The following is a 25,904-nucleotide window of genomic DNA, read 5'->3' on the forward strand; positions in this document are numbered from 1 at the left end:
ACTTCTATTGCCATCGCAAAAGTATGGTCTCGGAATAAGGGGGTGAATTGGTAAATGGAAGGGGTAAATATAATAAATAAAGGGGGGGAGGTAGGATTTATCAGCTTACTCTTGCCCAACAAAAAAGGCCTTCGAGTGATCGAAGGCCCTTTCATGTCTATTTTACTACTGGCTAGTTTCTAACAACCGCTACATTGTCAAATCTCCATCTAGCCGCTCCATTATACACCTTGAATGCAATATTGTATTTGCCTGGAGGCAAGGTTTTAATCACATTGGCTCTGTACCATTGATCCTTCATTCCAGCTGGTGCCTGCCATGATTTATACAGTTCTGTATTACCAGAGTGGTTAGATATCAAGCTAACTTCTACAACCATTGGATTCCCTCCTGTAGCAGGCAAGGTTTCGGCATACAAGTCAGCAGAGAATGTATAATCACCTTGTGCCTTCACCTCAAATTGCTGAGAATAAAACTGTACTACGGGTGCTCCATTACCATCAAATTCAAATATAATCGCACCTGACCCATCTTTTCCTAATGTAGGAGAGTAGCTTAACTTAGGCATTCTATCAATCACTGAACCAGAAGTCCCTGCAACCCATTCTGAGATGTCTTCACTTTCCAAATCAAAATTTCCACATGCCAATAAATTAGGAGAAGCTGTACAAAGCTGATCTTCAGCCCTCACATAAACCACCAAAGTATCGATCTCATCGTAGTTTTCAGGTCTGGAAGCTTTATAGGTTTTCAAGTACACATTATACCACCCAGAATTATTGTATTTAACACTTGGATTCTTGCTAGTTGATGTAGTTGGTACCCCTCCTTCAAATTGCCATTCAAACACATCTGGCGACCCAAGTGATTTACTTGTGAAGGCAATAGATTCGCCTGGTGCCAGGATTTTCTTGTCCACCTCAAAATTCGCAACCACTGGAATAATTGAATTGACGTGGATCAACTCACTCATTACCACCATTTCAGTAGAGCCATCGGGATTGTTTCTAGTGGTTTTGAGTGTCACATCATAATCCCCTAATGTATTATAAGTGATGGATGGATTTTGCTCTGTAGAACTTAAAGGAGTTGCTCCTTCAAAAATCCACTCCCACTGATCTGGTTCTCCAATGCTCTGATCCAAAAATTTCACTTCGTCACCTATAGAGATATGAAAACCAGAATCAGATTCAAGCAAATCCAACCCTATCCTAGGTTCTAGATCAGGCAATACCTTGATGGGGAACACTACCAGTTCTGATAGACCTGATTCGTATTCCAGCGTCAAACTGGCCTTGTATTCTCCAGCATTTTCATACATCACTTCTACATTTGGATCCGTTGATTGCTTGGGATTTCCTCCCTCAAAATTCCAAATCCTTTTGACGGTTTGTCCCGACTCATCTATAAACTCGGCACTCTGTCCATTGACCAGCAAGGTCTCACTTACCGATGCACTTGCTTGCCCCTTTTCAGGTGGCGCATTGTTTGCGGCTTCTTCTTCGCATCCCCAGAGCAATATGCCACACATGGCCACAACTCCTATGTATCTATTTATTGATTTCTTTTTCATAAGAATCTTTCGTTCTTTCATTAGTTTTTCACCACTTTCAGATTGTCAAAGTGCCACTTGGAATGGCCTCCATACAAGCGATAGCCTACTACATACGTGCCCACTGGCAATATCTTGTTCATAGACTTCGTTGACCACTTATCTTTCATATCAGCAGGTGCCTGCCATGCTCGATAAAGATTAGAATCATTTGTACCTTTTGGTATGATAGCCAACTCTACCACCATGTTGCCAGAGGTCGTACCAAGTGTCTCCGCATAAATATCTGTAGTAAAAGTATAACTTGACTCTACATCTACTGTAAATTCACTTCCGACAAAGATAACTAAGCCATTGCTTTCGATCATCTCGTAGGTAACACTACCAATTCCTCCATTTACTGTCGTAGAAGAAATTCCCAAGTGATCCATTTGATTAAATATCAAATCAGTATTTGTAAAAGTAGCTCCTCTAGCCGCGCGCCACCCAGAAAGATCATCAGACTCTCCATCATAGTTGCCACAAGCGATCAAATTAGCTGGTGAATCGTCGCACACACTACCATTAGAGGATACGACTACATGATTTGTGAGAGTCTTGGTATCACTGCCAAGATCATTGGTAGCAGTCAGTTTCACATCATAGGTACCTGCAGTATTGTAAGTCACCGTAGGATTGGCATCCGTGGAAGTAGCAGGCGTACCTCCTTCGAATTCCCACAGATAACTCGTCGCATCGTTGAGAGATTCGTCCGTATATGCAATGACGCCTCCTGCTAAAAACACCAATGTATTGTTATAATCAGAAGTAAAATCAGCGACTGGAGGCAGGGGATCTGTCACGGTCATGTAGTCCGTTTTGGTTACTACAGTTTCACGATCAGGCTCTGTTCCCGTCACGGTTAGCTTCACGTCATATACCCCTATAGTAGAATAAGTGACAGTAGGTTTTTTCTCAGTAGATGTCGCTGGCGTACCTCCTTCAAACTCCCAAAACCACCCGTCGGCATTGTCAGAAGATGTCTGGGTAAATGTGACCTGTGAGCCAAAAGGGGTCAAAGTGACATTGGCACTGAAATCAGCAGTAATTTCTGGCGCCAAACCTACTGTGATGTCACTCACCAAAGTCTCGTCGCGTTCTGGCTCTGTCCTGGTCATTCGAAGTGTCACTTCAAAATTCCCAGCACTCGTAAAAAGAACTCTGGGATTGGCTTCTGTAGAAGTAGCTGGTTGTCCACCTTCAAACTCCCAATAGTAGGTCTCCGCCCCACCTTCAGTAAGGTCGGTAAACTGTACATACTCATACTCTATTGGGGCAACTTTATCTACCTCATATTCAGGCACCAACGCAGGAGCCAATACAACCTCTATGTAATCACTAACCAAAACAGTATCCATATTGGTCGCTTCACCGTTTTGTTTTACGATCAGCTTGACGTCATACATCCCGACATTTTTGTAGTGCACCATAGGCTGTCGATCAGTTGAGGTCGCAGGCTCGCCACCTTCGAACTCCCAAATCCATTCGTCAGCCGTACCAATGGTAGTATCAGAAAATTGCACATAGCTGTACTCAATCACCGAGTCCTGATCTACAGAAAAACCTGCTGTCAGACCATCTACCACTCTGATGGTGACTTCTTCCAGTTCTGTTTCACCGTTGGTATAAGTCACCCTTAGTGATGCCTTGAACAAACCTGCAGAATCATACTGTACTGTGACTGTTGCATCAGTGGAGGTTTCTGGTTTGCCACCAGCAAACAGCCACTCTCTTTGTGATACCTTGGTGGAAGAATCAGCAAATAAAACCGTTCCTCCTCGCATAATACCTTTTTGTGATGCTCGTATTTCTATGAGACCACTCTCTTCACCTGTACCTTCGTCTTCTTTTTCACAAGACGAAAGGAAGGCAATCAGACCTGCAACCAGGCACCAACAGCCCAGTGAGATCCATTTCTTTCGAACATTATTCAACATACTAGAAAATAAGTTTAAATAATGATTCACTTTTTTTAACCAAGACCAATTTATATGAGACCCCAAATACCTAAACATGGTATTTTCGCTTTTTTCGCCCACGCATGCAATTCCCCATCTAATTCCTATCAATATCCCCCCTAAGCACACAAAACAACTCCTCTTCTAAATATTTAATATTGCACAAGGTCATATTAAGCAAAATATCCCAACTTTAGGACTATTAAAAGAGTGAGGATGACACCCTCGACGAAGTATGATGACCGTATATTGAATAAGGCAAGGAGAAAGATTATGAAGAACATATTTACTATTCAATCCATTTTGATGTGGTTGACTTTTTTGACAGTACTGACCCCATCCTATTCCCAATCTCTGTACAACGATTTCATACACTACAGCACACGAAATGGCCTGAGTCAAAATGATGTCCGCTGTATCTATCAGGATCGCTATGGCTACATCTGGATCGGTACACACGACGGGCTCAACCGATTCGATGGATACGAGTTCAAAACCTTTAGCACTAACATCCATGGGACGAATTCCATCGCCAGCAACCTAGTAAGTGACATAGCAGAAGATAGGTTTGGAAACATATGGATTAGTACAGATGACAATGGCCTATCCATGTACAATAGAACAAATGAAAAAATCTTTGGTGTCAATAATGAAAACAATGCATACTCACTTACGAGCAATAGAATTGGAAAAGTACTAATCGATCAAAATGGAGCTATCTGGGCGGGGTCTAGTGAGGGCTTGAATAAAATTGAATTCAACTACTCAAACATGACAAGCGTCGTTAGCACCTATGTGCATGACAAGTTACAGCCCGAATCCATCTCCAATGATTTTGTAACAGCTCTGCTTGAGGATAGATTAGGCAATATTTGGATTGGAACAAAAGAAGGACTGAACAGACACGTCTCTAATCAACAAGGACAAGACGTATTTTTCAAGCACCTCAACAAACAAGGCATAACCGATATAAAGGAAACAGCTACTGGACTGCTCGTTTGCGCTGGTCAACTTTACTTTATGAGTTTTGAGAGTTTATATAACGGCGAGCCCGTATTCAAGCGCATATCCGATGACTATATTTCTCGTGTATGCTCAGACAATCAAAACAATATATGGGGACTCATCAGACATGGAATGAAAGTTTACCGCTTTAATGGGGACACACTTGTCACATCACTACAGCATTTCACCCATCACTGGGCCAACAATAAGTCTATCAGTAGCGACTACACTACCGAAATAATGAAAGACAATTCTGGTATCATTTGGATTGGGACCAACGGGGCAGGTTTAAATAAATATAACCCCAAAAGGAAAAATTTCAAACATTTCTCAACCAACGAAAACATCGGCAGCCTCTCTCACAATAAGATACGAGCCATATATGAAGACAAACACAAAAACCTATGGATAGGAACAGAAGGTGGGGGAATCAACTTCTTAAAATCTGAAAAATCAAAACAGTATGCGGATGGTTTTCTCAACAACAAAAACCACAATATGAACACCGTTCCTTCTTCGGTATTTTCAATCAGTGAATACGCTACATCCTTGAGAGATTATATCCTAATTGGTGGCGGTTTCCCAAAAAACCTCGGCACAATCACTCTGAACAAAAACAATCAACCTACTGCCATCAATCTCTTACCTGAGACTGCGCAGTCTGGATTTTATACTTTCACCGATAAAGATCAACAAATCTGGGTGGCCTCATACAATGGAGGCCTCTACAGGTATAAAGTAGACATACTTGGTAGATTACAGGAAGATACCGTATTCAAACACGACCCGGAAATAGCAGGAAGCCTATCTTCTAACATAGTACGGAGCATCAATCAGGATCAAAAGGGAAACCTGTGGATAGGCACAGACAAGGGACTAAACAAGCTGACTGCCGACCAGACCCAGTCAAAGACTCCAAAATTCATCACTTATAAGTATGATCAAAACGACCCCTATTCTCTCAGTTTCAACTACGTACTCCCTATCATGATCACCAAAGACAACCAAATTTGGGTGGGGACATTGGGGGGAGGACTCAACAAAGTGATACAAGGTGACAAAGTAGACAATGACCAATTTTTATCCTATACAACAGAAGACGGGCTACCAAACAACGTAATCAAGGCACTACTAGAAGGTGACGATGGCTCCATCTGGCTATCATCCAACAAAGGCATTACCCAATTCTCGCCAGACAAACTTCAGTTCAAAAACTATAGTATCAATGACGGCTTGCAGGATCTTGAATTTAGCGAACTGGCGGCCTTCAAAAGGTCGGATGGAGAAATGATTTTTGGAGGAGTTAATGGTTTCAATACCTTTTACCCCGACCAAATCACAAAAGATAGCGCACAAGTCACCTTAAGACTCGGCAACCTTCAAATATTGAACAAGGAGGTCGCTGTAGGAGACACCATAAACAGCAGGGTCTTGCTGCAAAAAAACATCAACGATCTGGACAGGCTCTTTCTTAAACACAACGAAAACAGTTTTTCGGTAGACTTTGCAGCGCTACACTATGCTGCCCCAGATCAAAACAGCTATGCCTATAAACTAGAGGGTTTTGATAAAAATTGGGTCTACACCTCTGCGTCAAACCGTGTCGCCAAATATACGAATCTATCTCCTGGAGACTACACACTAAAAGTAAAAGCTAGCAACAATGATGGGTTTTGGAGCAACCAACCGATCGAACTAGCGCTCACAATCCAACCCACACTATGGAAAACCCCATGGGCTATCAGTGCATATGTACTCTTGGTTATCGCAGGACTCTGGTTTTTTAGAAAATTCACCTTGATCAGTATCACCAGTAAAAACGAACTGGTACTAGAGCACATGGAAAGAGAAAAACATGAAGAAGTGAATCAGATGAAGCTCAAGTTCTTTACCAATATCTCACATGAATTTAGAACACCGCTCACTTTGATCATTGGATTTGTAGAAAGACTTAAAAACCACTCAGGCAGTCTGAGCGAAGAAGAAAGACAGAAATACTATCAAAATGTAGCCCGAAACTCTAAAGTCCTGCTTAACCTAATCAACCAACTCTTAGGATTCAGAAAGCTTGAGCAGGGAAAAATGAAACTGAAGACTTCATACAATGATCTAACCAATTACATCCAGCTTCTTGGAGAAAACTTTTATGAACTGGCCAACCAAAAGAACATCTCTTTCAACGTCCGATATGAAAACGCCATAGAGACATGGTTTGATCATGAAATTTTAGAAAGAGTCATCTTCAACCTACTTTCTAATGCATTCAAGTACACTCCTGCAGGAGGAAAAATCGAAGTGCACATAGTGCCCAATGGTGATTATATTGACATCATAGTCGAAGACAATGGCGAAGGCATACCTGAATCCATGCACGACCAGGTCTTTGAGCGCTTTGCTCCTAACATGACCAAGCGAAAAACAGGGTCTGGAATAGGCCTATCCTTTGTCCAAAGTCTAATTCACTTACACCATGGTGAAATATCCTTTGATAGAAAACGTCAAGTTGGAACGTCATTTTGCGTATCTCTACCCAAGGACAAAGATGTATATAGCAAAGATGAACTCGTAGATGGAAGTGAGACCAGCTTAGAGATACATAGAGAAACTGATTGGCTAATCCCTACCTCCAATCCTCATCAAGCTTCTTCGTCCAGTGAGCAAAAAGACAAGACCCTATTGCTAGTAGAAGACAACACGGACATTCTCTATTTTCTACAAGAAAATTTCAAAAACGAGTTCAACATACTACTTGCCGAAGAAGGAGAAACTGCCTATGAGCTCTGTATCAACAACAATATAGACCTTGTCATCAGTGACATTATGATGGACGGAATGAATGGCCTAGATTTTTGCAAAAAGCTAAAACAAGATGAAAGGATCAATCACATTCCGATCATACTACTCACGGCCAAAGGTGACTCGGAAGATAAAATAAAGGGATATGAAGTCGGTGCAGATGCTTACATCTCCAAACCCTTTAATCTAAAAGAATTAAATACACGTGTTCACGCCATATTAGACTCCAGACAAGCAGTCATTGGGAAATTCAAATCCAACAAGAGTCTTTCTCCATCTGAAGTAGGGATGACCAGCATAGATGAAAAATTTCTTAACCGCGTCATGACATATATAGAGGAAAACCTCTCATCCTCAGAATTCACGGTCGAAATGCTAGCCAGAGAGTGTGGACTATCTCAGTTGCACCTTAACAAAAAGCTAAAAGCCCTCGTGGGAGACACTGCCAATTCATTTATCCGAAATATCCGAATACAACGGGCTGCGCAGCTACTCAAAAGGAACATGTACTCGATCAGCGAAATCATGTACGAGGTGGGCTTCAATGATGCAAAATACTTTAGGGATTGCTTCAAGAAAGAGTATCAAATGACACCTAGCGAGTATCAAAAGCAACACAGTGAGGAAGAAAACAATCAAGAAACATCCGACTGATTAAATCCCTACAAAAAAACCTCCAAGGTTTCTAAAATCTTGGAGGTTTGAAATCCGCAAAGGGTTTCTCATATTTCGTTCAGATCCAGATCAAGCTTGACCGTAGTGCCATCCTTAAATTTGACATGGTAGAACTCTTCGTCTGGTCGAGTCACCTGATTGACTGGACCAAAATTTTCCAACCCACCTCTATCATTTACATACATCATGAGTTCGAGAGGGAGTTTGAAATAATCGTGCAAGAAAGCTTTGGTCTCTACCCATTCACCTTCCTTGCTATACAGGATTTGACCATTTTGAAACTCAACATAGCTCGTTTTGAAGATAACTGAGTATTGCTGGTTAAAGTCTTCATATCCATTAATGATGTAAGCATTTTCCAACCTACTCTCTATATCCGCTTTCACTGCTGCGGTCAATACCAAGTCACCACTCAATGGCCCCACTTCTATTCGCTCAAAATCAACATCCATCAGCAGGTGCTCTCCACTTTTGAACACTACCGAATAGTATGGATCATTGCCTGCGGCATATATCATCTGACAATAGGCTAACTCTCCTTTGGAATCCAAAAAAGCTACGATCTGCTCTGGCAACCGGTGGGTAATATCAAATTTATCGCTCACCCACTCCCCTTGCTCAGTGTATGCAGTGATATGATACACAGGCTCCCCAAAATTAAAATTGGAGCTGGCATAGACCCAATAAACTCCCCAGTCCTGGTAGCTGATATTATGGATTTTGTCTGTCCCCAGTCTAGCGTACAGATCATTTTTGATTTGCGCGACCACTTCAGGATTTTCTTGCGCTTTCAACTGTAGTTGGAATGCGAATAGCATTCCCAAAATAATTCCTAGTCTACTCATTTTCATTCGCTTTTATTAATTGCTTAAACCACAGGTGCTGTAGTTTAAATCAAGATTTAAATAGTTTGCTAGTCGAGTACCCTGGTGAAGTGAGCAAGTAGATACCGCGAGGCAGTTCTGACAGATCCAAAGGAGATTGCTGTGATAGTTGTCCCTCTTTCACCACCTTTCCATGCATGGAATGTAATTTTACCTCTATGGAGTCAGAAGTATTGCTTCTGAGCAAGTCTCCTACGGGGTTAGGATATACCAGTAGAGACTCCTGGTTGACTGCAGCTCCCAGCGTTACATCACCTACCTCGACCTCTTGCTCATCTACCAGACTCTGATCTCCATTGTAGAGGCTAAAACGCAGGGTTTTGGCTGCCTTGCTCACCTCAGAAGCACCACTCAGCAGCAAGTTGTATCGATCATGCCCATAGCCATAGTACAAAGCCTGATTCGCATCGGACAGCAGAGCTCCATCTGAATCCAGTAGTTCTACTTTCAGACTGCCATTGCTGTTGAGTTTATAATTGAGGCGAACTGACAATTCGTCCCCCTCCTCAAAATCATAATTCACTGCCATCAGGGACAAGTCCTCTTCGTAGATAGGGGTCATGTGATTGGTGTTAGTGCCCAGGGTATTCGCTACCATTTTGTAGGCTCTGATCCAGTCGTAGTAGGTCGTATTCTTCGTATCATCGGCCAATTCCTCGTCTGTCGGTACCCCCACCCAATCGTAGGTTTCGGTCACCATATTAATATGCATGGGTCGATCAAAAGGACTGGTGGTCACGTCACTCCTAAACTTGATGTTGCGCCCAGGCAGGTCGTCCATATAGAAAGTCACCTCTGTGGCATCCTTCCAATGTGCCGCATAGATATGAAAATCTTCCGTCACGTCGGTCTCTACCTTTTCCTCGGATCCCTCGCTATAGGTCTGTTTTTTTCCATCACAGTCCGTATACCAGTAGTGGGTATTGGAGTGCATTCCTTTATGAAAACTATCTGTCGCACTACTTTCTCTCCCTACACACTCCTGAATATCCAGCTCCTCGGAGTAGCTGTCGCCACAGCCCTTCGGTCCCTCAGCTCCCCTATTAGACATCCAAAAGGTAGAGGACATCAAGGTTTTGTTAGCCTTCATCCGGCACTCGTAGTAGCCGTAGTGTGCCTCTGTGGTACGGGATACCACAGCTCCTCCAGCAATGCTGAAAGTAGTATAGGTTTTGTTCCAGGCGTTGTAAACCACGGAATCTTCCTCCAATTTTTGATTTTTGATCTGCAACGAACCCTCCGACACGCTGACCATATCGGTATGAAACATGGCAGGTGGTCGCCCTTTCCAGTTGGGATGATAGTTGTACCATTTGTCCAGATCTAGTTCATCGCCATCAAACTCGTCCGAAAATTGCTCCTGGAGTATCCATCGATAGCCCTTTGGGGGCTCTGGGGGCTGAGCAACTGCTGCAAAGCCCTGCAGCAGTGTCATTAGTAATATTACTCTTCTCATATCCATTTCAAAATTTTAGTTTGACAAGTCATAACTCACGCGCTTCAGTACCTCTCCAGAGTCCTCAGACACTAGGTCGAGTTCCAGTTGGTAGGTTTTGGTCAGCGCTGGATTAAAGTTCAGTTCCAACTCCACTTGCCCACGACCAAAACCTGCGTAGGCAGACCACTCACTACTTTGTACGGTCTTCGTCTCTTTCTTTTCCCGCTCCACGATCTTGCACAGCACCTTGGCGTTTTCGTTGCTGGAAAAAACGTACTCAAGCGAAAAATTTCGAGATTGAAAAATACCCTTTGGCACCTGCTGGAGGTAAATTTTATTATCATACAAGTCGAGCTCTACCGACTCAGATGCCATATCCCTCTGATCCACTGGCACCAGTTTGTAAGCTCTGATCCAGTCGTAGTAGGAGGTATTGATGGATTTGTCCTGTAGCTCATCGACAGAAGGAGCTGGCTGCCAATCATAGGTTTCTGTTACCATATTGACATGCATGGGACGGTCGAAGGGTTGCTGAGAAATATCCTTACTAAACCTAACGGACTGAAAAAACTCATCATCTGCATAGAAGTAAACTTCCTCAGCATCACGCCACCATGCTGCATAGGTGTGAAAATCCTCTGTCACCTCAGATGATAGCTTCGTCCCAGCTCCTTTGGATATAAAATTTTCTCGTCCACCTTCACACTTTACATAGCGATAGTGCGTATTGGAGTTCATTCCCTCTTCGAATTTCGGAAAACTGGCATTGCCACCTACACACTCTTGGATATCTAGCTCCTGACTGTAGCTATCTCCAGGACAATCGGTTTCCTCGAAAGGCTCCTTGTCATTAGAGAGCCAAAAAGTCGTTGACATCCCAATCTTAGAGGCCTTGAACCGACACTCATAGTATCCAAAATGGGCTTCAGACGACTTGGACACAACCGCACCCCCGTACATGCTGTAATCTCTCACGGGCTTTTTGAACGCACCGTTTTGGATCAGAAGATAGCCATCCGAAACACTCAGCGCGCGTGGTTCGAAGCGTGCTGGGGGCCTTCCTTGCCAGCCAGGGTAGTAGTCGTACCATTTGTCACTGTCCAACTTATCTCCATCAAATTCATCCGAAAACTCTGGCTGCAACACCCACCTGTAGCCCAATGGAGGCAAAGGAGGCAGTGCTTGACTTATTTCTACAATTGCCATCAGGCAACACCATACAATTAATTTCTTCATAATGTATATCTATTTCACTTTAAAGAGTAGTATCTGATCTATCGGGTGGTATTGAGACCTGCCGCACACTTCAATCGTGTAAATCCCTGCTTCCTCAAACTCAGCATATAGCTGCATACCGTTCACACCGTGATGCTCACCATAGCAGTCCCAAGACCAAGACTGAAGATCCTGAACCCACATCTTGGCAAAATCTCCAGTAAGGTCTGTTTGCAAACCCCTTTGAGTACCCAAGAAAGCATCGGCATTCACTCGCAACCAGCTGTCATTCCTTTCGTCGAAGCGCTCAGCTTCCTTGCCATTTCTGGATTTCCATTTGACTTGGTACAAACCAGGGTTGGTCACCTGAACGGTATATCGCAGGGTATTTTGGTTGGCAGCAATACCATAGCTGTTGTCTCCTACAAACTCCAAATGCCCCTCACCAGCAGCCTGCTCATCAAATGACTGAACGACCCTCCAATCTCCTCGCAGTTCGGTCTCTTCGGCCTCTATCAACAGTACCCCTCCCCGCTCTACGAACAACTTTGGCTCTTGATCAGATAGACTTAGGTTAAGCTTCAACCATCTGGCACGACTCCACTCCTTGCCATCCGCAGAATGGGTCACTCCCCTGACGGAAATCTCATCCCCCTTTTCCAACTTCAGGGATTTTAAAATAGCATTGTATGAATCACCTACTTCCCAAGACTTTTTGTTGAGCGGTAGTCGAATCTCACCACCTATTGCTTGACCATTGACAAAAAGAAAAAAACTGCTACTTCCGTCATTTTCTCCTACACCGTGGAAAACAATGTCATAGTAGCCATCCACACCATCAAACACATGGGTGGCTGTGGCACTGACTGATGTACTATTTTTTTCATCTGGACGGATAGCCAGTAAACCCTGACCTGTGTATTGATCCACGTAAAAACCCTCGCTTTGAAAATCCACCGACTGCCATACAATTGGATTCACACTCTGAGCAAAGCTCACAGGAAAATTCAAAAACAATGCAAAGCAAGCAGCCAATATCCTGATTATTTTAATGTTCATTGGAATCAATAAGTCTTTCAGTACTTGTCAAAACTAGAAGGATATAACGGTACCCTCGGGGGGCATTTGGATAGGGAATAAAGGGGGAAACAAATGAAGTACGGAAATCACAAAACACCCCTGTTTTCTCATCCCTACTCTCCCCTGCTCACTGACTGGAGTAATACCTACAAAAGGGGTATTCACTCACTAAATTGGATGGTAGAAACAGAATTGTGAAGGATGCTGCTTACAGTCATTGGCGTTTGTATGTATCATTGCCATAGCAACCCATGACGTGATGAAAAAGGAGGTGATCATGGAATCTCCCCTCGCGTCATCTCTCATTTTGTGTCCATATAAAATTAAGACTTGGTTTTCACAATGAAACAGGTAAGTATCGAGATCAAAGACAAAACAGAACAGGGACAAATCTTGAAAATCGCCCCCTTTCGGAAACACATCCGGAAAACCGAAGCACATAAGCACAAAAATTATTTTGAGATCATTTATCTCTCCAAAGGATCTGGTAGCCACAGCATAGACCATCATAGCTATCCTATCTTAGGCCCTACTTTGTTTTTCATGCGCAGGGATCAAATCCACCACTGGAACATCCAATCAGAGCCAGAGGGCTATGTGATCATTATCAAAAATGATTTTGTAGAAGCATCTGAAGACCTGGAGCTACGCCAACAACTGCTTGCCTTATCCAAAACCAGTTACCTGCCTGTAGAAGACGAATCCATCGAGCTACATTTTCGATTGCTGCATCTGGAGTTTGAAAAAGCTGGAGAATCCCAAAAGACGATATTCATCCATCTACTCAAAGCCCTTCTAGAAAAAGCCATAGAACTGACAGACAAGCACTTTCCCTATACAGAGAAAAAGTCTGACCTTTTCCAATACTTTATCAACCTGTTAGAAACGGAGCGACCACTCACCAACCAAGTTGCTCACTATGCAACTTTGCTCCATACCAGCCCCCAAAACCTGAACCAAGTCTGTAGAAAGGCAGCAGAGCAATCGACCTCAGCACTCATATCCGAATATATCATCGGTGAAGCCAAACGGTTGCTAGACTATACCTCTATGTCGGTGGCACAGGTAGCGTATGAGCTGGATTTCAAAGACCCATCCCATTTTTCTAAATATTTTAAACGCCAGTGTCTAATCACACCTCAAGAGTATCGAAAGAGAAAAAGGTATGGTACCAGAGTATTTTCAAATAGACCATAACTCTTGTCATACGACCTTCTACTTTTGAAACACAATTATTAATCGACAACACAAAATTACACACGAATGAAAAAACTCATTTTTCTGGCATTGCAATTGGCTATGATTCAAACCTCTATCGCTCAATCTATCCTAAATGGTAAACTGGTAGATAGCAGTGAAAAATCGCCAATCGAATTTGCCAGTGTGGCACTCTACAGCCAAGCGGACAGCAGTCTGGTCACAGGTGTGGTGTCTGCTGCGGACGGAACTTTTACGCTTTCCAAGATCAAAACGGGACAATACTATCTCAACATCCAGTTCATGGGATTTCAAGGCAAATACCTTTCCGACATAGCAGTTGACAAAAAAGAAAACATACACCTCGGTACCATCGAGCTCATCCCCAACGATAAAATGCTGCAAGAACTTGTCGTATCTGGCCAAAAGGTAACCACCATGCACAAGGTCGATCGGCAGGTCTATGAAGCGGATCAATTCAAAAATAGCCAAGGAGGTACCGCCACCGACGTATTGCGCAACATGCCCTCTGTCAGTCTTAATGCCGAAGGAGACATCTCAGTGCGTGGCAGCACAGGCTTTGTCGTCCTACTCAACGGACAACCCATCCAGTCCGATCCCAAAATGCTACTGAGCCAACTCCCTGCCAATGCCATACAAAACGTGGAAGTAATCACAGCCCCCTCTGCCAAGTACGACTCAGAAGGCAAAGCCGGAATTATCAACATCGTGACGACCCAAAATGCCACCGATGGTCTATTTGCTCAAGTTAACGCCAAAGCAGGCCTGCCCAGCATAGAACCCTACGACAACAAAGAAGCCACCCAGCGATATGGTGCAGACTTCACCCTCAACTACCGAAAAGACAAATGGGATTTAGCTGTAGGAGGAAGCTACCTCAGAAATGACATGTCTGGCCGAAGAGAAGGAGATGTCTGGACTGAGATTGGTGACAAAAGAACGGAATTCCCTTCTGATGGAGAAAGAAGCTTCGACGAAACCAACTACTCAGGACGTGTAGCATTAGGATTTCATCCCAACGAAAGAAATGATTTTAACCTTAGCTTTTACGGAGGGAAAAGATCAAACGACCGCAGAGCCGACATCTACTACGACAACAAGACCTACCGCTTGTCCGACGGTACACAAACAGGTGCCTTCGACTACTACAACGAAAACCTGAGAATCCGAACAGGTGACTTTGCACTCGGAAGTTTTGATTATAACCACAGTTTCGCCAATTCGTCGAAAATCAGTGTATCCGCCCTATATGAGTACACGCTACTGGGCGGCCCTACCACCAACCGTAATCTCGACACCCACTGGCCTGAAAACCAGACCATCTACAATGATGAATACAATACCAATGACAACCCGCTCTATGGCACCAGATTTAACCTCGATTACACTTTGGCTCCTTCGCTTTTAGGACAGTGGACATTAGGTTATCAATTCAGATACCTGGATCATCAAGGGGACTTTTTGTACGAAGCATATGATTTTGATTCGAACACTTGGAATATCGTACCCGAATACTCAAGTAACCTCAACTTAAAAAGGAACATACACACTGCCTACGTTGATCTGGATGGTGAACGCGATCAATGGAGCTATGGAATAGGTTTAAGAACAGAATTGATGAACAGGGAACTAGACTATGTAGGTCGAGGTATTGGCGACCAAAGGCAGGTTTTAGATTATGACTACTTCCGCTTGTTTCCATCTGCTAACCTACAGTATGCTCTAAGTGAAGATTTTAAAATCAAAGCTGCATACAGCAAAAGAGTAGAACGAACTACTACTTTCAAAATGAACCCTTTTAAGGAAAAGGAGCATTCTGAAACACTGGAACAGGGAGATGCCAACCTATTGCCTGAATTCATCGATTTAGTCGAATTGGGGGCGATCAAAGATTTTGATGATCATTCATTTTATGCTACTGCTTACTTTCGCAATACTGAAAACGTAATCAACAGGGTGAACACGGTGGATAGCGATACGGTTCTCAATCGTATCTACACCAATGTGGGTAGCGGAAAGGCATTGGGACTGGAAATTGGGACTGATCTAAACCTGACTCAATGGTGGAAACTTTACGCGGGAGCCAACGTGTACCACTATCAAATCGACGGAACATTTAATAACACGAAAATCAACCCTAAAGCCTGGCAATATTCAGCCAACATCAATACCACATTCGCGCTATCGCCTACTATGGACCTACAATGGTCACTTAACTACCTGTCCGAACGAATCACAGCCCAAGGCAAAGACTCTCGATACTACTCGCCTAATTTGACGCTAAGCAAAAGATTTCTTGAGGATAGACTAACCACCACCCTACAATGGCTGAATATGGATATGGGTCTATTGGAGACTAATGAACAACGAATAACCACTACTGGTGATTACATAGACCCAACGGATGGAGTAAGAAAGGCCTTTTACACGACTACTAATTACGTCTATGAAGTAGACATGATTATGGTCAATGTGAGCTACAAATTCAACAAGCTAAAAAATAAAGCCAAGTTTGCAGAGAGTGAGTTTGGCAACAAAGAGTTCTGATTGCAGAGAGAAGATAGTCAGGTCAGGTTCTCAAAAACCTGACCTGACTAATACACTTTTAAGATTCTGTTCCCCACTTCAATTTGCTGAAGCGATAGGTTACTGTGAGATAGTATCGTACGGAGTTTCGCTCGTAGGTATTAGCGGACTCAAAAGTATCCGATTGATCTACCACACTGTTTCGTTCCCAGCTATGAAGTAAATCGGCGAACTTAACGCTCACACTTAGTTTGTCATCCCACAGCTTTTGCCTCATCACGAGATCAGCAAAGTAGTAGGGTTCATTGTATCCCTGAGCAGTCAACTGCTGAGAAAAGTAGTTCATGGTCAACTGAGTAGAAAAGCCCATGGCCAACTGGTATTCCAAACTGGATTTGGTCGAAAAGTTTGTCCCTCTCCTCCTCAACTGCTCCTGCGCACTGGTATAAGTCGTGTAGGCAGCATTAGACAAGTTCATGCTGGTATTGATGCGAAGCTTCTCGATAGGCTTGAAATTAGCAATCAATTCCCATCCTAAAGAAGCGGCTGCATCTACGTTGGTATAAGTAAAATTGACTATCTCATTTTCGTCCTCAAAGCGGTAATGAATATCTGCATCTTTGACTCTTTTGTAATAGATACTGTTACTCAAGTAAACCTGATCACCATTCCAAGTCTTGTCGTGACTCAGTTCTAATGCATTGATCGATTCTGGTTTCAGGTATGGGTTACCATAGCTGATGGCTGTAGGACTATAGTAAGTCACAAATGGATTGAGTCTGTACTGGCTCGGTGCTTTGTTTCGGGTCGAGTAGTTAAAAGACAGACTCTGGCTTTCGTCCATCTGGTAGGCCAGCTGCACACTGGGCATAATGCGCCAATATTGGTTCAGGTAGTTTTCTTCGATTCCTACTGCATGAGGGTCCAAGGAGGTATGTTCTGCACGCAACCCTAGGCTATAACTCAGAGATTCAAATCCCTCCATTTTACCATTGAACTGGCTATATGCAGTGGATACCCTCTCCGAATAGATGTACTGATTAGACCTACCCGTATCTTGCTCCCACTCAGCATTTTCATCATAGGAATAATAATCATAAATACGCTCTGAATTTCTCAGCCACAGTGCTGCGCCTACTTCTATCCGATAATTCTCTCCGAGACCATGCTCATAGTCAAGAGAATAACGCTGGCTAATATCTCCTGTCATCTGATCACTGACCCGATCCAGACGGCTTACTTCCCTAAAACTCCCATCAGCATTATAGGTACTGTCAAGAAAAACAAATTCTTCGTCTTTGTCGCTGTAGCCATACTTTACTCGTGCTCTCAGCTCACTTTTCCCTTCTCTAAAAGATTGTTTGAACAAGAAATTGCCCCAAAACCAATGACGCTGATCTTCATCTACCCTTGATCGATCCAAAGTCATGTCGACCACTTCATCATCTGAGTAAATCACGTCAAAGTTCTTTTCTCTATCAAAATTATTGATTCCAGTAGAAGCACTAAGCTGAATTAAATTATCCTCATTCATTCGGTATTGCGTCTTGAAATGGTAGTATTGATCATACTTATCATTGCTACCACGGTAGAGCTGATCTTGCTGTGTAGTATCTCCCTGGTAGCTGGTTCTATAACTGTCTCCGTTATCAAGACTGGTATCCCATTTTTGATTGGTACCTCCCCCTATTTCAAACTGATTCATCCTCCACTTGGCGTTAGCATTAGCACGCTTGAAGTTGTCATTGCCTACTCCCAAAGTTGCATCGGCAAAAGTCCCTTGTCGCTTCCCCTTTTTGAGTACCACATTGATGATACTCTCTCCACTTTTTACATCATACTTGGCAGAAGGAGTGCTAATCACTTCAATGGACTCAATTTCACTGGCAGGTATCTGTTCCAAAATATTGGCTACATCCGATTCCACACCATCTATGAAAATGGCTACTTTTCTTCCTCTGAATGATACTTCATCGTCTAAGCCCACCGAAGTAGAAGGAATGTTCTGGAGCATATCCAGGGCATTGCTTGACTCAGAGGCTGGTGATGCACCTACATTAAACGCCTTCACTCCTGGTCTGACTTCTACATCGTATTTTCTAGACTCAATCACTACCTCTTCCATGCGTTTCACATCAGATTGCAGTGTGATCTTTCCCAGATCCAAATTGGCACTGAGATTCTGATGATCGAGAAGCAAGGTCTTGTATCCAATGTACGAGAGGCGAATATGGTACTCCCCTACAGGTACGTTCATCTTGAAATTACCATCAAAGTCTGACACACCCCCATTGACGATAGAAGAATCCACAACTGACAGCACCGCTATATTAGAAAAAGGCACCCCAAAGCCTTGTTCGTCGATGGTTTGGCCAGATAATTGAACTTGGGCGTAGGAAAAAGAAAAACAACTGATAAGGAGAGAAGAAAAAAATAGAATAAATCTGAGAGTCTTAAAGTGTTTCATAGAATCATAATTAATGTCAAACTTGCATCCGCAAATTCCATACCTAGAGTCTAAATCTGAACATTTGGACAACCATTCAAGCAATAGGTTCAATTGTGACCAGACAACCCCTCAAAAATGTCAGTCCTGTCAGTATTTACGAGCGAAAAAACCTGACTCAAACAGCCCCCTTCTGAACCATCATACTGATCTACAACTGAGTTTCAAAACCTCCAAAAAAGCACAATTAATAGGTACTTAAAAACCAAATAAGAACATCTTGAAACAAACATTCCCTGTCACGCAGGAGGTCGCGGGTTCGAGTCCCGTCCGCTCCGTAAAAGCTTCTTTGTTTACACTAGCAAGCTTTTTTATTTTAAGAACACAAAATTATTGAGTGATTCATAAAAAGTTACTCTAGATTTCTCTCCTTTACGTAAGTTAATCTCATGAGTCACATCACATAAACTTAATTTTGATCAAAAAAACATTCCTTCCTTGTCTGCTATCTCTGATAGTGATTGTCAGCATTTGCACAGATGCAGAGGCTGCTATCGTATCGGGAAAAATCTCCAACGAAGAGGGTGAACCTCTGCCCTACGCTACACTCTACATAGAAGGAAGCACTCTAGGGACTACCACCAATATAGAAGGAAAGTATGCAATCAATATCGAGCCTGGTGATTATTACATGGTATTTCAATATGTAGGATACCACAAAGAGCGAATCAAAATATCCATAAAAAACACCAACCTAAAACTAGATGTAGTCCTAAAGGCAGAAGCACTAACGCTCCGTGAAGTAGTCGTCAATGCTACAGATGAAGACCCTGCTTACGACATCATACGTGAGACCATCAAGAGAAAGAAACGATTTTCGGAGGAAATCAATGCCTATCAGTGTCAAGTGTACATGAAGGGTCTTCAACGTCTCGATGAGCGACCCGCTCAGATTCTTGGTGTACAAATCCCAATTGATACTGGAATTGTGTACTTGTCAGAATCTGTGTCTGAACTGACTTTTCAACGTCCTGACAAGGTTTCTGAACGAATGATTTCCTCCAAAGTCAGTGGTAGCCAATCGTCATTTAGTTTTAATCAAGCATCTCAAACTTTGTTTTCAGTTTATGACAATATCCTCACAGTAGATGGACTCACAGAACGTGGTTTTGTGTCCCCTCTCGCCAAAAACGCCTTCTTTTTCTATGATTACAAATTGGAAGGCGTCATCTCAGAAGGAGATCATCTCATCAACAAAATCAGGGTGTACCCCAAAAGAAAAGCAGACCCTACATTTGAAGGATACTTGTACATCATCGAAGATCTATGGAGGGTGTCTAGCTTGGAACTCACCCTAACCAAAGAACATCAAATGGAATTTTTGGATGTGTTGACTGTCAAGCAAGTACATGCACCTGTGGCAGATAGTACTTGGGTGATGTTTTCGCAAAACTTTGAGTTCTATCTCAACACCTTTGGGTTCAAGGGATCTGGCTACTTTTCTGCCATCTATTCAGACTACCGTGTGGAATTAAATCCCACCTACTACCAAAAAAGAGAAAATCCTAGTATCCAAATCGACAGCACCGCACGACCCAAAAAGCTGAAATCTTTTAACAAAAATGATGTCAAAAACGAAATCCTCAAGATAGAAAAAGGATCCAACGAGCGAAATGATGAGTACTGGGACAAAGTCCGACCCATCCCACTTACAGCCATCGAAAAAAAAGACTATCAGATCAAAGGTCAATTTGAACAGTTTAAAAAAACCAGCGTCTACAAAGATTCAACAGATAAAATTCACAACAGAATCACGTTAGGAAAACTAGCCTATAGTGGCTATCGCTACCACAACAGTGTCAAACAGTATAGTCTGAGTACTCCCGCATTGTATCAATTCATACAATACAATACTGTCGAGGGAATATTATTCAATCTCAGGGTAAAATACAGCCAACAAAACAATGGAAATACAATAAGAGATATAACTCCTGAATTGCGCTATGGATTGGCTAGCGATCATTTGTACGGTCAATTAAAATACAAACAATATCTCAATCGGTCAAAATTCGAAGAATTAAGCATCCATGGTGGTCATTTCGTGAGGCAGTTCAATGGTGACAATCCCATCACTCCGTTGATCAATTCAATTTCAACGATGGTATTTCGCAACAATTATATCAAGTTGTATGAAAGCACATTTATGGATTTGGGCTACCAACAGGAACTACTCAATGGTTTTTTTATCAAACCCCGTTTGCTCTATGCGCAGAGAAATGAACTCACAAACAACACCGACTATTCATGGTTTTTTAGAGAGAAAAAAGATTTTACTCCTAATACTCCAGAAAAATATCTCGGGACAGGATTACCAATTTGACGAGCATGAAGCCCTTATTTTTGATCTGGATGTCTCGATCAGATTTGCTCAGAAATTCATTACTCTCCCTGACAAAAAAATAATTGTAAGCAACAAATACCCTAAACTTAACATCCATTATTCTAAAGGAATTGCTGCAATTGGTGCACCGATCAATTATGACCTTTTGGAAATCAAGGTAGAAAATGATTTGAAATTAGGACTCTGGGGTACGAGCGTATGGAACATCGAGACTGGACTGTTTCTCAATACCCATCACATGGAATTCATAGACTATAAGCACTTCAACACAAACGCCTCCGTATTCACTGGATTTCAGGATGACTATTTTGAACTGCTAGACTATTATTATTACAGTACCAACGGGCATTGGATAGAGGGGCACTTCACCCATCACTTCAATGGATTCTTGTTCAACAAGCTTCCATTGTTGCGAAAAAGCAAAGTCCAAGCCATTGCCTCCTTGCACTACCTTCATACCGACTCTATCAACAATTATCTGGAATTAGGAGTAGGTATAGAACATATATTCAAACTATTCAGAGTCGATTATTTCAACTCTATCATGGAAGGAAAACACCAGTCTCAAGGTATTCGGCTTGGGCTTGGGTTTTGATGACCCAAGCCCAAAAGTCTAGTTGGCTAAACCTTAGACTTTAGACAAAAGCATCATCATCCTATTTCCTTGCCATCTTCTAAATGCTCAAACCAGATACACCAAAGGACATCGTTTCTGCTCCAGCTGTGCCTTATGAATTACTCTTGGCTTCTCTCTTTGATTTTATTCAAAAAATGGTCTTGAAACATCCAAGTAAAGTCTGGTGAGATATCAAGTTCCTCTCCTATAAAATTGGCTTTGAAGCATACCACATTGTTGAACTGCTCAGCCTCATGACCCAAGTATTCCTCCAATTCGCTAGGAGGCATGATATGGAGACTCGGCACATGACCAAACAGATCTACATCCAGATAGTTGGAAAACTGGGTAATCACTGATGCCGCGACGATGTTGTCCAATTCGGTCAAAAAACCCTCACTCAACTGTGCTGCCTCCACGGAAGAGCTCTGTTGAAAAGCTGCTGGTAGGCAGGTCTCATTGATTTTGGCGATCTCCTCTGCAGTAAAAATCAAATGGCACACCCCCTTGAGTTCACCAATCAGACCTGTACGTAGTAAATAATAGTTGTCAGACGCATTGGCACGAGTTTTACTCATCACTGCCTGAAACGAATCATACCCGTAATCGATCTTCTTGATGGCAATCGGTGTTTTCAAAATACTTGATAATGTAAGGGAAGCGCAATCCAGCCCTTCTTTGATCAAATTGGTAGCAATCTGATGTTCCTTACCTTGTAGTTGCTCTATCATCATGTTGTTGGTTGATGGTTTATATTTTTCATTTTATTCAATAGACTAATCATTGCTTGCGGGATATCATCTAAGGAGCATACTTGGTCAACAGCTCCGAGTTTGATCGCCTCCATCGGCATCCCAAACACGACACAGCTGCTTTCATCCTGTGCGATGGTATAGCTGTTGGCACCTTTCATTTCCAGCAACCCTGCCGCACCATCCTTGCCCATACCAGTGAGGATGACACCAATGGCTCTGCTTTTGATCACATTCGCAGCAGACCTAAACAAGACATCCACAGAGGGTTTGTGTCCTGACACTTTCTCACCTCCCAACAGCTTGACCCGATAGCCCGCCCCATGCTTTTCAGCGGTCAGATGCTGATCACCTGGTGCTACATAAGCATGACCTGACTGTAGCTTTTCACCATCTATGGCCTCTGTGACAGTCATTGAGCAAACATCATTGAGATACCTAGCATACTGTCCCGTAAACTCCACAGGCATGTGCTGTACAATCAAAATCGGAGGTAAATTATCCGGTAACCGAGCCAACAAATGCTTGACTGCCTGAGTCCCCCCAGCAGATGCTCCGATACATATGACCACATCCGTACTGGAAGTGGCTACCGAAGAGATCGCCATACGAGACACAGCATTTCTCTCAAAACTCGTGTTCTTGGTGGAGAGCTTTGAGCGACCTACTGTACGAATCACCTTGAGCAACCTTGCCTCCTGCATCAAAGTAGTCGTCATGTTCTTATAATCAATGATGGGTTTATCAATGACATCCACAGCACCATATTCCAATGCCTTGACACCTATCTCTGGATTTTTAGTGATCAGGGATGAAAATACAATCACAGGGATCGGATGTTGACTCATAAGTTTTTTCAGGAAAGTCAATCCATCCATGCGAGGCATTCTCACATCCAATATGATCACATTGGGTTTCACCTCTCTCATGATCTCTACTGCCTCGTAAGCATCCGATGCGGCCCCAATCACTTCCAAGTCTTCGCTCTGGGCAATGATAAACTCCAACATCCGCTGCACAGCACGAGAGTCGTCGATGATCAATATTTTTATCTTTTCCTTATTCACCCCCTGTCTGTTTAGCCTTCCCCACAAACTTCATTCTCACTACACCAGACACTGTGTCAAAGATGATTTTGCGTCCTCTCTGACCACCGGTATTATGTGCTACGAGTCTGATACCGTATTCTTTGAGCATATCTCGGGCGACCTCAGCGTTTCTATCTCCTATTCTCGCCGTAAAATCCACCTGATTGGCTCCTCCAAAAATCTTGGCGATCATATTTTCAGGTTTGCAATTCTTCCTGTACATTTCCTTGATCAAGCGCTCTATGGCAATGTTGCCAAATTTGACAGAGGCTAAACCTTGTCCATTCCAAAAAGGAAGCATATAATGATTGATCCCTCCAATTTTTTTGACTTGATCATAGAGACACACTGAGATGCATGACCCCAATACGGTGGTCACTTCAGTATGAGTAGTCCCTACGAAAAGGTTGGAAGGATACAGAAAGTGGGTCGCTATGGTCTCGACCTTACTCAAAATATTTCTTCGTTGGTATCAGAAAACAATTCGAAATCTTCCTCGAAAAGTGGCGATACATCTGAGGCATTTTCTATAGGCAGGATCACCGACACTACAGTTCCTTTCCCTATCTGAGACTCGATCTTCATCGTCCCATCCAGCAGATCGACCAGCGAATGTACAATGGACAGTCCCAAGCCATGACCTCCATAATTTTTGGTCGTCCCTGCGTCTAGCTGATTGAATCGATCATAAATATTGGCTCTGTCCTCGTCTGAGATACCTACTCCATTGTCACTCACTAAGAAAAGTAGATGATCCTCCATTTTGTTTAGTGCGACAGTCACTCTACCAGATGATGCATCGCAAAACTTATGGGCATTGGAAATCAAATTGGACAAAATAACAAGCAACTTATTTCGATCTGAAAGTATCGTTTGGTTCACATCTGCATCCATGACACAGTCAATTTGGTGGTCACCCATTTGACTCTGTACATGAGATATTGCCTCTGCCACTACCTCCGCACATCTGAATTTCTTGAGATCAATGTATGCCACTCCAGCCTCCAACTCTGCAGCCATAAACAAGTTTTGCATCTGAAAATTGAGTACAGATGCCTCTCTATAGATCAAGCGTGTATTCTTTTGAGCTGATTCTGTAGTCACACTGTCAGACAAATTCATGCGCAACAGTCCCATGATAGAAGTCATCGGATTGTTGATTTCATTTTTGATATTGGACAGAAAATGTGACTTCAATTTTTCGGATTGAAGCAACTTTTCGTTGACAGTTTTTAGATCCGCCATAAACTGCTTTTGCTCATCTAGGAGTCTGTTCTTCTCTTCAAACCGGAGGTTCAATTCATCGAGTAGTTGTTGATCAGATAGATTACTCATAGCGATTTTTGGTAAATTGTGGGTTTTATTAGTTTCAAGCTGGGTTCACTCTTGAACAGTGACTCTGAGTGGCCGAGGAAAAGATAGCCACCTGGTCTCAATCTTCTGACCAGACGTGAGATGACCTTGTCTTGGTTGGGGCGATCAAAATAGATCAGGACATTTCTACAAAAAATAATGTCATACATATCATCCAATAAGTACTCCTCATCCATCAGGTTGAGGCGACCAAAGCTGGTTTTGGCTCTCAACTCAGGTTTGACTCGCACAATTGGCTTGTTGGGGTCTTTACTCTTGAGAAAATAAGTTTGCTTCAAATAATGAGACAAATTGGCAATCCTGCTCATATTGTACACACCATTGACAGCTGTATGCAGGGCATCCACTGATATATCAGTCCCCATCACAGAATAAGAGCGGTGAGTAAGACTGTGTCTTTTCATATACTCCTCCATCACGATGGCTATGGTATAAATCTCCTCGCCCGTAGAGGCTGCCGAACTCCATATTTTGAGTTCACTGGCGCGTTTTTCTTCAAACAATCGTGGCAAAACCACTTCGTTCATAAAATCAAAATGAGCTGACTCTCTAAAAAAATCGGTTTTATTGGTCGACACGGCGTTGATCATGTGCACAACCTCCACTGTTTCTTCATTGCCCAATACCATGTCGATGTACTCAGCAAAACTGTTCAGGTTGAGTTCTTTGAGCCTTTTTTGAAGCCTCCCTTCTACCATCACTTTTTTGTGATCGGGAAGTTTGATTCCGTAATTGGCCGTGATGAATTCACTCAACTTCAAAAATTCACTTTGACTCAGTGTCTTTCGTGACAGCGGATTGGTAATGGTCTCTTTTAGGCTAGGTTTTTCCATTTTCATTC

Annotated in this window: 17 protein-coding genes; 5 read left to right on the forward strand and 12 right to left on the reverse strand. The window is 42.8% G+C overall.

The window, feature by feature from the left end:
* Nucleotides 1-172: 172 nt before the first annotated feature.
* Both N6H18_RS17080 and N6H18_RS17085 read right to left on the reverse strand, forming a co-directional pair.
* Complete coding sequence (locus N6H18_RS17080; RefSeq protein WP_262309495.1) at nt 173-1,573, reverse strand: PKD domain-containing protein; 1,401 nt, start codon at nt 1,571-1,573, stop codon at nt 173-175.
* Between the two features lie 20 nt (nt 1,574-1,593).
* Nucleotides 1,594-3,528 carry a PKD domain-containing protein gene (locus N6H18_RS17085; protein WP_262309496.1) on the reverse strand — a complete coding sequence of 645 codons (1,935 nt, stop codon included), beginning with the start codon at nt 3,526-3,528 and terminating at the stop codon, nt 1,594-1,596.
* Between the two features lie 294 nt (nt 3,529-3,822).
* On the opposite strand from N6H18_RS17085, the gene N6H18_RS17090 reads away from it, so the two are divergent.
* Complete coding sequence (locus tag N6H18_RS17090; RefSeq protein WP_262309497.1) at nt 3,823-8,004, forward strand: hybrid sensor histidine kinase/response regulator transcription factor; 4,182 nt, start codon at nt 3,823-3,825, stop codon at nt 8,002-8,004.
* 68 nt (nt 8,005-8,072) lie between these two features.
* On the opposite strand, the gene N6H18_RS17095 is transcribed toward N6H18_RS17090, so the two are convergent.
* From N6H18_RS17095 to N6H18_RS17110, 4 genes are read right to left on the reverse strand one after another with little or no spacing between them, the layout of a single operon-like run.
* Nucleotides 8,073-8,870, reverse strand: a complete 798-nt coding sequence (locus N6H18_RS17095) for a hypothetical protein (RefSeq protein WP_262309498.1) — start codon at nt 8,868-8,870, stop codon at nt 8,073-8,075.
* Nucleotides 8,871-8,919: 49 nt separating this feature from the next.
* On the reverse strand, nt 8,920-10,365 hold the full coding sequence (locus tag N6H18_RS17100; protein WP_262309499.1) for a family 16 glycosylhydrolase: 1,446 nt from the start codon (nt 10,363-10,365) through the stop codon (nt 8,920-8,922).
* A 15-nt stretch (nt 10,366-10,380) separates the two neighbouring features.
* Complete coding sequence (locus N6H18_RS17105; protein ID WP_262309500.1) at nt 10,381-11,583, reverse strand: family 16 glycosylhydrolase; 1,203 nt, start codon at nt 11,581-11,583, stop codon at nt 10,381-10,383.
* Nucleotides 11,584-11,592: 9 nt separating this feature from the next.
* Nucleotides 11,593-12,621, reverse strand: a complete 1,029-nt coding sequence (locus tag N6H18_RS17110) for a hypothetical protein (protein WP_262309501.1) — start codon at nt 12,619-12,621, stop codon at nt 11,593-11,595.
* A 363-nt stretch (nt 12,622-12,984) separates the two neighbouring features.
* Between N6H18_RS17110 and N6H18_RS17115 the strand changes: the two genes are divergently transcribed.
* Both N6H18_RS17115 and N6H18_RS17120 read left to right on the forward strand, forming a co-directional pair.
* Entirely contained in the window at nt 12,985-13,839 is an 855-nt protein-coding gene (locus N6H18_RS17115; protein ID WP_262309502.1) for a helix-turn-helix domain-containing protein, read from the forward strand.
* Nucleotides 13,840-13,905: 66 nt separating this feature from the next.
* Nucleotides 13,906-16,407 (forward strand): TonB-dependent receptor domain-containing protein, encoded by a 2,502-nt coding sequence (locus tag N6H18_RS17120; protein ID WP_262309503.1) that lies wholly within the window; start codon nt 13,906-13,908, stop codon nt 16,405-16,407.
* A gap of 58 nt (nt 16,408-16,465) precedes the next feature.
* Here N6H18_RS17120 and N6H18_RS17125 read toward each other — a convergent pair whose 3' ends face one another.
* Nucleotides 16,466-18,853 carry a TonB-dependent receptor domain-containing protein gene (locus N6H18_RS17125; protein ID WP_262309504.1) on the reverse strand — a complete coding sequence of 796 codons (2,388 nt, stop codon included), beginning with the start codon at nt 18,851-18,853 and terminating at the stop codon, nt 16,466-16,468.
* Between the two features lie 454 nt (nt 18,854-19,307).
* Here N6H18_RS17125 and N6H18_RS17130 point away from each other — a divergent pair, with 454 nt between their 5' ends.
* The gene (locus N6H18_RS17130) at nt 19,308-21,212 is read left to right on the forward strand and encodes a DUF5686 and carboxypeptidase regulatory-like domain-containing protein (RefSeq protein ID WP_262309505.1); all 1,905 of its coding nucleotides are present in this window, start codon (nt 19,308-19,310) and stop codon (nt 21,210-21,212) included.
* The gene (locus N6H18_RS17135) at nt 21,109-21,828 is read left to right on the forward strand and encodes a DUF5686 family protein (RefSeq protein ID WP_262309506.1); all 720 of its coding nucleotides are present in this window, start codon (nt 21,109-21,111) and stop codon (nt 21,826-21,828) included. The genes N6H18_RS17130 and N6H18_RS17135 overlap by 104 nt, the downstream gene beginning before the upstream one ends.
* A 140-nt stretch (nt 21,829-21,968) precedes the next feature.
* Here the strand turns inward: N6H18_RS17135 and N6H18_RS17140 are convergent, their stop codons facing one another.
* The 5 genes from N6H18_RS17140 to N6H18_RS17160 are packed head-to-tail and all read right to left on the reverse strand — an operon-like array spanning nt 21,969 to nt 25,896.
* The gene (locus tag N6H18_RS17140; RefSeq protein WP_262309507.1) at nt 21,969-22,583 is read right to left on the reverse strand and encodes a hypothetical protein; all 615 of its coding nucleotides are present in this window, start codon (nt 22,581-22,583) and stop codon (nt 21,969-21,971) included.
* Nucleotides 22,580-23,668: a protein-glutamate methylesterase/protein-glutamine glutaminase gene (locus N6H18_RS17145; RefSeq protein WP_262309508.1), complete on the reverse strand. Its 1,089-nt coding sequence runs from the start codon at nt 23,666-23,668 to the stop codon at nt 22,580-22,582. The genes N6H18_RS17140 and N6H18_RS17145 overlap by 4 nt, the downstream gene beginning before the upstream one ends.
* On the reverse strand, nt 23,661-24,143 hold the full coding sequence (locus N6H18_RS17150) for a chemotaxis protein CheD (protein WP_262309509.1): 483 nt from the start codon (nt 24,141-24,143) through the stop codon (nt 23,661-23,663). The genes N6H18_RS17145 and N6H18_RS17150 overlap by 8 nt, the downstream gene beginning before the upstream one ends.
* A complete protein-coding gene (locus N6H18_RS17155) occupies nt 24,140-25,024 on the reverse strand; it encodes a sensor histidine kinase (RefSeq protein ID WP_262309510.1) in 885 nt (294 codons plus the stop codon). The genes N6H18_RS17150 and N6H18_RS17155 overlap by 4 nt, the downstream gene beginning before the upstream one ends.
* Nucleotides 25,021-25,896 carry a CheR family methyltransferase gene (locus tag N6H18_RS17160; RefSeq protein ID WP_262309511.1) on the reverse strand — a complete coding sequence of 292 codons (876 nt, stop codon included), beginning with the start codon at nt 25,894-25,896 and terminating at the stop codon, nt 25,021-25,023. Before N6H18_RS17160 ends, N6H18_RS17155 begins: the two co-directional genes overlap by 4 nt.
* Between the last annotated feature and the right edge of the window lie 8 nt (nt 25,897-25,904).

The sequence above is a fragment of the Reichenbachiella agarivorans genome (assembly GCF_025502585.1).
Taxonomy (GTDB): domain Bacteria; phylum Bacteroidota; class Bacteroidia; order Cytophagales; family Cyclobacteriaceae; genus Reichenbachiella; species Reichenbachiella agarivorans.

What these genes read in the sequence shown, in the direction of transcription:
- N6H18_RS17080 (WP_262309495.1), bottom strand. Translation starts at nt 1,573, where the DNA reads ATGAAAAAGAAATCAATAAATAGATACATAGGAGTTGTGGCCATGTGT.
- N6H18_RS17085 (WP_262309496.1), bottom strand. Translation starts at nt 3,528, where the DNA reads ATGTTGAATAATGTTCGAAAGAAATGGATCTCACTGGGCTGTTGGTGC.
- N6H18_RS17090 (WP_262309497.1), top strand. Translation starts at nt 3,823, where the DNA reads ATGAAGAACATATTTACTATTCAATCCATTTTGATGTGGTTGACTTTT.
- N6H18_RS17095 (WP_262309498.1), bottom strand. Translation starts at nt 8,870, where the DNA reads ATGAGTAGACTAGGAATTATTTTGGGAATGCTATTCGCATTCCAACTA.
- N6H18_RS17100 (WP_262309499.1), bottom strand. Translation starts at nt 10,365, where the DNA reads ATGAGAAGAGTAATATTACTAATGACACTGCTGCAGGGCTTTGCAGCA.
- N6H18_RS17105 (WP_262309500.1), bottom strand. Translation starts at nt 11,583, where the DNA reads ATGAAGAAATTAATTGTATGGTGTTGCCTGATGGCAATTGTAGAAATA.
- N6H18_RS17110 (WP_262309501.1), bottom strand. Translation starts at nt 12,621, where the DNA reads ATGAACATTAAAATAATCAGGATATTGGCTGCTTGCTTTGCATTGTTT.
- N6H18_RS17115 (WP_262309502.1), top strand. Translation starts at nt 12,985, where the DNA reads ATGAAACAGGTAAGTATCGAGATCAAAGACAAAACAGAACAGGGACAA.
- N6H18_RS17120 (WP_262309503.1), top strand. Translation starts at nt 13,906, where the DNA reads ATGAAAAAACTCATTTTTCTGGCATTGCAATTGGCTATGATTCAAACC.
- N6H18_RS17125 (WP_262309504.1), bottom strand. Translation starts at nt 18,853, where the DNA reads ATGAAACACTTTAAGACTCTCAGATTTATTCTATTTTTTTCTTCTCTC.
- N6H18_RS17135 (WP_262309506.1), top strand. Translation starts at nt 21,109, where the DNA reads ATGAACTCACAAACAACACCGACTATTCATGGTTTTTTAGAGAGAAAA.
- N6H18_RS17140 (WP_262309507.1), bottom strand. Translation starts at nt 22,583, where the DNA reads ATGATGATAGAGCAACTACAAGGTAAGGAACATCAGATTGCTACCAAT.
- N6H18_RS17155 (WP_262309510.1), bottom strand. Translation starts at nt 25,024, where the DNA reads ATGAGTAATCTATCTGATCAACAACTACTCGATGAATTGAACCTCCGG.
- N6H18_RS17160 (WP_262309511.1), bottom strand. Translation starts at nt 25,896, where the DNA reads ATGGAAAAACCTAGCCTAAAAGAGACCATTACCAATCCGCTGTCACGA.